General features: G+C 30.5%; 6 protein-coding genes. 1 reads left to right on the plus strand and 5 read right to left on the minus strand.

Features of this window, described 5'->3' with window-relative positions:
- Positions 1 to 37: 37 nt before the first annotated feature.
- Complete coding sequence (locus RM542_RS14115; RefSeq protein WP_311386394.1) at positions 38 to 1,288, minus strand: glycosyltransferase; 1,251 nt, start codon at positions 1,286 to 1,288, stop codon at positions 38 to 40.
- A gap of 4 nt (positions 1,289 to 1,292) precedes the next feature.
- Positions 1,293 to 2,447, minus strand: coding sequence for a glycosyltransferase (locus tag RM542_RS14120; RefSeq protein ID WP_311386395.1), 1,155 nt, complete (start codon positions 2,445 to 2,447; stop codon positions 1,293 to 1,295).
- Positions 2,448 to 2,561: 114 nt separating this feature from the next.
- On the opposite strand from RM542_RS14120, the gene RM542_RS14125 reads away from it, so the two are divergent.
- A complete protein-coding gene (locus tag RM542_RS14125; protein WP_311386396.1) occupies positions 2,562 to 3,326 on the plus strand; it encodes a ChbG/HpnK family deacetylase in 765 nt (254 codons plus the stop codon).
- Here the strand turns inward: RM542_RS14125 and RM542_RS14130 are convergent.
- The 3 genes from RM542_RS14130 to RM542_RS14140 all read right to left on the minus strand — a co-directional run.
- A complete protein-coding gene (locus RM542_RS14130; RefSeq protein WP_311386397.1) occupies positions 3,323 to 4,423 on the minus strand; it encodes a glycosyltransferase family 4 protein in 1,101 nt (366 codons plus the stop codon). The genes RM542_RS14125 and RM542_RS14130 overlap by 4 nt on opposite strands.
- 4 nt (positions 4,424 to 4,427) lie before the next feature.
- Positions 4,428 to 5,642 (minus strand): O-antigen ligase family protein, encoded by a 1,215-nt coding sequence (locus tag RM542_RS14135; RefSeq protein WP_311386398.1) that lies wholly within the window; start codon positions 5,640 to 5,642, stop codon positions 4,428 to 4,430.
- A gap of 90 nt (positions 5,643 to 5,732) precedes the next feature.
- The coding region (locus RM542_RS14140; RefSeq protein WP_311386399.1) for a T9SS type A sorting domain-containing protein at positions 5,733 to 6,225 on the minus strand (493 nt) is incomplete at its 5' end.

A 6,225-nucleotide genomic window follows, 5' to 3' on the forward strand; every position in this document is an offset into this window, starting at 1 on the left:
TGTATATTATTGTTAAAAATGACAAACAATGTTAAGTCTAAATTATATTCTTTTTGCCCATTTTTTTTCTAGTTACTTTTTTTGATAAAATTTTCTCGTACAGATCAAAATATTTTTCAAACTGTTTGTTCATTTCGTAATTAGAACTAATATTATCACGGCACTTTGAAGTAGTAGCGATTTTGTTTTTATTAACTAGCAATTCAATTTTTTCCAAAGCTAACCTTAGATCACCCTTAGTGATAATGAACCCTGTTTCGTCAGTAATTGATTCGGGACTACCCCCTGTATCGTAAGTAATCACAGGTGTACCACAAGCCATTGCTTCCAAGTTTGTTGTTGGAAAATTATCCTCATAAGTGGGGTTAAAGAAAACATCAGCTCTAGAATATATCTGAGCCAATTCCTCTTGTGATTCCGTGCGTTCGATACCAATAATATTTGCAGGTAAAGAATTTATTTGTTTTTTGTCTAAACCAACAAGCATTATTTTAAAACGGTCTTTTAATAAGTCATTTAATTTTACAAAATCTTGTAATCCCTTTCTCTGCTCCCAAACACTTGCAACTCCTAAAATTAAGTGCTCATTTACTATATTAAATTTCCTATCAATGTCTGTTGTGTCGGAGTAAGGTTTAAATTTTTCAAGATTAACACCGTTGTGTATAACCTTCTTCTGTAAATTCTTTAAAACAGATTTAGTAAGCAGATTTTTTAGCCAAAATGAAACAGGAACTAAAGTCAAATTTTTATTAGCGGCAAACAATTTTGATTTTAAATTGAAATTAGCTTTAGAATTATCAACATAACTTTTTGGATAAGCAGCTAATTGGGGGCATGAGTGACAACCCGAAATCCACTTACTACAATTTACAAAATCAAAATATGCACAATGCCCTGTAAATGACCAGCAATCATGTAAGGTCCAAACAATGGGAATTTGAATTTCATTTAAATATTCAAATAATAGTTTATAATTTAAATAATAGCCATGAATATTATGTAAATGAATTATATCGGGCTCAATTTCATTAATTATTGAAATAAATTTTTTTGTAGCACCTACTGATCCCAGTCCATGTTTGTCGGTTATTCTGGTTTTCGCTACATGCGTATAATTGTCAAATTTAGTGCCAATTCTAATTAATTCAGAATGGCTATTTCCATTTTTTCTACCATAAGCAATGTAACTTTTAAATCCTTTTTCTAATGCCAAATCACCAATCTGTTCGGCAATTCTGCCTGTTGACCCATAATTAACAACAGTATTTATTTGTAACAATTTCATTTTGTTATGACTCAGGTTTTATTTGTTCTGCCAGTAATCTTTTAAATATTTTGAGTTGATTGTCTGGGTTATATCTTGTTTCAATAATATTGAAACATTTTTTTCTTATTGCCTCGCGGTTTATGGAAGAATGATTAATCCATTCCTTTGTTTTTTGGGCTAAGTCCTCCAAGTTATGTTGTTCGAAGAAAAAACCAGTATCACCTTCTTGTATCGCTTCAACCTCAGGGCCTTGTTCAAAAATATTAGAATGAGTAGCAACTGGTGTTCCATAGGTCAAGGCATGTATGGCGGTCAAACCAACGTTGCCAGGTGAAATACATAAGTCGCTATTAAATAATAATTCGCCTAATTCAGATTCATCATAACAAGCACCATAAAAGTGGTAGCTTTTATCTTTTAAATCATTTTTTGCTTTATTTTTTAGAGATTCCATTACTGGTCCTTTCCCAATAAATAAGAGATTAATTGGCGTGTCATGTTCAAGTCTTTTTGAAATTTCTATCAAATAGTGTAATTTTTTTTCTTCTGTTAATCGGCCGATAAAAACAACTACTGGTCTGCTTTTATCTTCAAAAAAATCCTTTGATTTCTTAGTTTCAGTTAAGAGTTCATTTCTTTGTTTTATTTGAGTATCGTAGTCCAATGAGTTATAAAAAACATAAATATCTTTTGCATTGAAACCATATTGGATCATTACGTTTTTCGCATGATTCTCATAAACTAGATGAGCGTCAGCAGTTTTTAAATATAGTTTTCTTAAAAGAGCCTTTACCCCTTTTTCATTCCCATACATTCCGTGGCCATAAATTACTACCGGTATTCTCCTTACCTTGTAAATTAATGCTAAAATCCAATTACTCAGAACAGCAAATTCACCTAGTAGTATTGTAAGATCAGGTTTTTGAGAAAAACTATTTGCAATCACCTTACTTTGCCAAACTAAAATTTTACTCTTAAACCAGTAATTCTTTAATTCAAAAAAAGAAGACTGATAGTTTTTGTATTCTTCATCAGTAGTATCTATTTCTTTGATTCCACTTTTGCCCTTTCCAAAAAAGAATTTAATGTCAATATCTTTATTGTGGAGTAACCTATTCCAAAGGTTTTTTCTATATAAAGGAGCAATATTTGTAATGTAATGCACGGTTGTACGCATTCAGAATATTATTTGATAATTAAAAAAATGACAGTGTTATCTTTTATTTTTAGTTTAACGTTTAATAATCGGGAATATTCTTCGTTACAGGTATATAAATAGGTAGTTAAGATTATGATAATAATTAATAGTGATGATTTTGGTTATTCATCTTCTGTGAATAAGGCAATTTATAATTCTTACCAACAAAATTTAATTAGTAGTACAACTACCTTGGTTAATTTTAATGAAGGATTTGAAGATGCAATTAACTATGTTCATAAAGGGTTAATTGATATTAATACAATCGGAATCCATTTTAATTTGACGGAAGGAATGCCTTTAACCGAAGCTATAAAAAACAACAATACTTTTGCAGATATCAATGGATTTAATGGTAATGCTAGAAAATCTTCGTTGTTTGTCCTGGGTAAAATAAGTCAAGAAATGGTTTATAATGAGTTAAAAGCTCAATTATTAAAATTTATAAAAGCTTTTGGCCAAAAACCAACACATATAGATAGTCATCATCATGTACATACAGAGTGGGCCATAGGAACTATTGTTACTTTAATAGCAGAAGAATTTGACATAGAAAAAATAAGAATAACCCGAAATACAGGGGAAGAAAATAGTTTTGTTAAAAAGTATTACAGACGAATTTATAATTTAAGAAACAGGCTTAAAGGGATAAAAACAACAAATTATTTTGGAGATATAGATAATATGAAAGGTGTGGTTTTTTCATCAGAAAAGAACTATGAAATTATGGTACATTCAAAATATATAAATAGTGATGAATCTCTTGTAGTAGATATGGACAATGTCTGCTTGAAAACTAAACTTGAAAAGTTATTTGATATCTCCTCGCAGGCGTTTAATTCCTTTAGTGATATTTAACCAATTAAATTACTAAACAAAGAATCCCATTGCCCAACTATTTGTTCTAGTTTGAAATTATTGACTATCGATTTTTGATTTTCAGACATCTTAATTCTAGTAGACGTGTCGTCTAATAATGAAATAATTCGATTAGCCATTTCCTCTTTATTTTCAAAATCAATAAGATAACCATTTTCCTCTTCTTTAATTATTTCATTGGGCCCAGTAGAAATGTCATAACTAACTAAAGGAAGACATTTAGCCATTCCTTCCAATAAGCTCATAGGAAATCCTTCATACTTAGATGTCATTACAAGTAAAGAGTATTCATTATAGGCTTCATAGAGATTTGAATGATGTCCTTTTAAAAAAAGTTTTTCATTAAGATTGAATTTATTAATCTTTTCTTGAATTTTTTCCTCTTGTTCTCCCTTTCCGAATATGTGCCATTCCCATTCGGGTCTTTCGCTAAGTACAATTTTAGCTACATCCACAAGACCTAAAAAATTCTTTTGTTTACCTAAGCGTCCAACGCTAATTATTTTTTTGGATGAGCTTCTATATACTATCTCTTGATTGAACAAGTTCGCATCAACCGGATTGTATATTTGTGTAACTGTTTTAGCTTTCGAAAATTTCTCGTAATTTACCTTATCTGTCTTAGTTAGCGGAACGACGACATCTGCAAACTTTGCTGTAATTCTTTTTCCTTGGCGTTCAAAATTATGATCAGTATCTTGAAAAAAGTTCGAATGATCCCAATAAACATGTTTAGTATTACTAAAAAGCGTTCCTAAAAGTCCCAAAGGACCAAATAAAGCACCACAACTGACTAAAACATCAATTTGATTATGTTTAATTATTCTATTCAACTTATACGCTCCATTAACAATGCGTTTTTTTAAAGGCTTTCTTTCTTTAAAAAGCGAGTGAAAGGTAAGGTCAGAACTCCATCCATAACCTTCATTATTAGTATTTACGTAACTAATGATATGAATTTCATAGTTTGACAGATTTTGTAGTTGCTCCGCTATAATGGAGGTTACTCGCGCAATTCCGCCTTCATTAGATGCTGCACCAAGTAGAAAGCCTATAGACCGTTTTTTATTTTTCATTTGGTTAGGTTTCGTCTTTAATTTGAAGATTTCTTAGAGTCTGTTGTTGATAGCCAATCATTATAAAATGAAATATCATTGCAAATGAAAACTTATAAAAAACATAAAAATTATTAAAAAGAGCAAAAACTATAAAAAATAAAAATTGAACTTTTACTTCCGGGTTTTGTCTATGCTTTTTAAATAAACTAAATGAGATTATAAGTGGTCTTATGAATATAATTAACACCAAGATTCCTGCTATGAATCCCTGCTCTGCAAAAGCTTCAATAAACGAATTATGTGTAAAAAGGCCATACTTACTATAAATAGGATACTGCCCAATGCCAACTCCTGTAAAAGGATATTCAAGAAAGTAATTTATACCTTCAATCATGATGTTAGTTCTTTCTTGACTACTATCTTCTTTTACACTTAATCTTTTACTAAAATCGGATTGAAGTAGCAAAATGGTAAATTGATAAATTGCAAAAACTATAGCAACCAGCGTAATAAAGGATGTAGCTAATTTTTTGAACGGATTTTTATTATTGGTCTTAAAAATGAATAACCAAAAAACCAAATTAGATAATACAATAAAAAGTAGTCCAGATCTTGATTGAGTGGCAAATGATATTAAAATGAATAAAATTGGAAATAATCCTAAGGCAATTTTGGTAATTAAGTTTTTATACTGCAGAAAGAGGATGAAGAGAGAAATATTCGCAAAAAATGAGTAATAGGAGTATGAATTTGCGTTTAACATAAATACATCTCTTAATAATTTTGAACTGCTCAAACCTATACCTAGAACAAAATTTCCATTCGTAACCATAACTATAAAAAGACCAGCAATTAATAGAACATAAGCTACGTGAAATGGAACTTGGAAGTTGTTCTTTGCCTGCGATAAACTTAAGGCACAATATGCTCCTAGAATGGCTCCAAGCAAACGAGTCATATTTGCTATCATCTCAGGAAGGTCTTCATAATAAAAAAGACCTGTAAGAGATAAAAAAAACAAAAATATCAAACAGTAAAACTCATGTTTTCTTGTTAAATATTGACCTTTTTTAATACTTAAAGATAGTCCGATAACACTAAGTAAAGGAAGTAATCCATAGGTGCCTATTTTTGTTATTCCAAATCGAGGACCTAAAACGAAGAGCACTAAAATGGTTATGATAATATAACCACCCAATGCTCTTTTTGAAACTTTCTGCTGACGCGTATAATTCATTAAGTATATGAGTTCATATAAAAACAAAAGTAAATGAATAACGCATTAAATAAAAAGTGATTGTTCAAATTACATTTTTATCTAGCCGTTTTATTTGTTCACAGTGAACGTTACATCACTTCGGTAACCCATGGAATCAAATAATAAATGATAAATGCCACTTGATAAATAACTTAAATCTATGGTTTCTACTTGTAAATGATTTTCATTAAATACTTGTTCAAAAACTACTCTAGAAGAGGCATCTACAATTCTAACCTGAACAAGTTCATTCATGTAATTTTCAAGATTAATATTTAAATCTCCATCAGTTGGTACAGGGTATATTATGAATCCATTTACATCTTCAAATGGCTCAAGACCTGGTTCAACAATAATTTCCATAGAGCCTTCAGCAACACATCCTGTTTCTTCATCTGTGTATGTGTATGTAACTGTATACGTTCCAACTCCTCTCGAAGGATCAAAATTTCCGATTTTATTTGCATCACCACTCCACATACCACCGATAGGCGTTGCAGTTAATAGTTGTATTGGATCATCTGTTGTAAACGGACCAGCAGGGTCTAAAGTAACACTAAGG

This window comes from Croceitalea sp. P059 (assembly GCF_031846365.1).
Classification (GTDB): Bacteria; Bacteroidota; Bacteroidia; order Flavobacteriales; family Flavobacteriaceae; genus Croceitalea; species Croceitalea vernalis.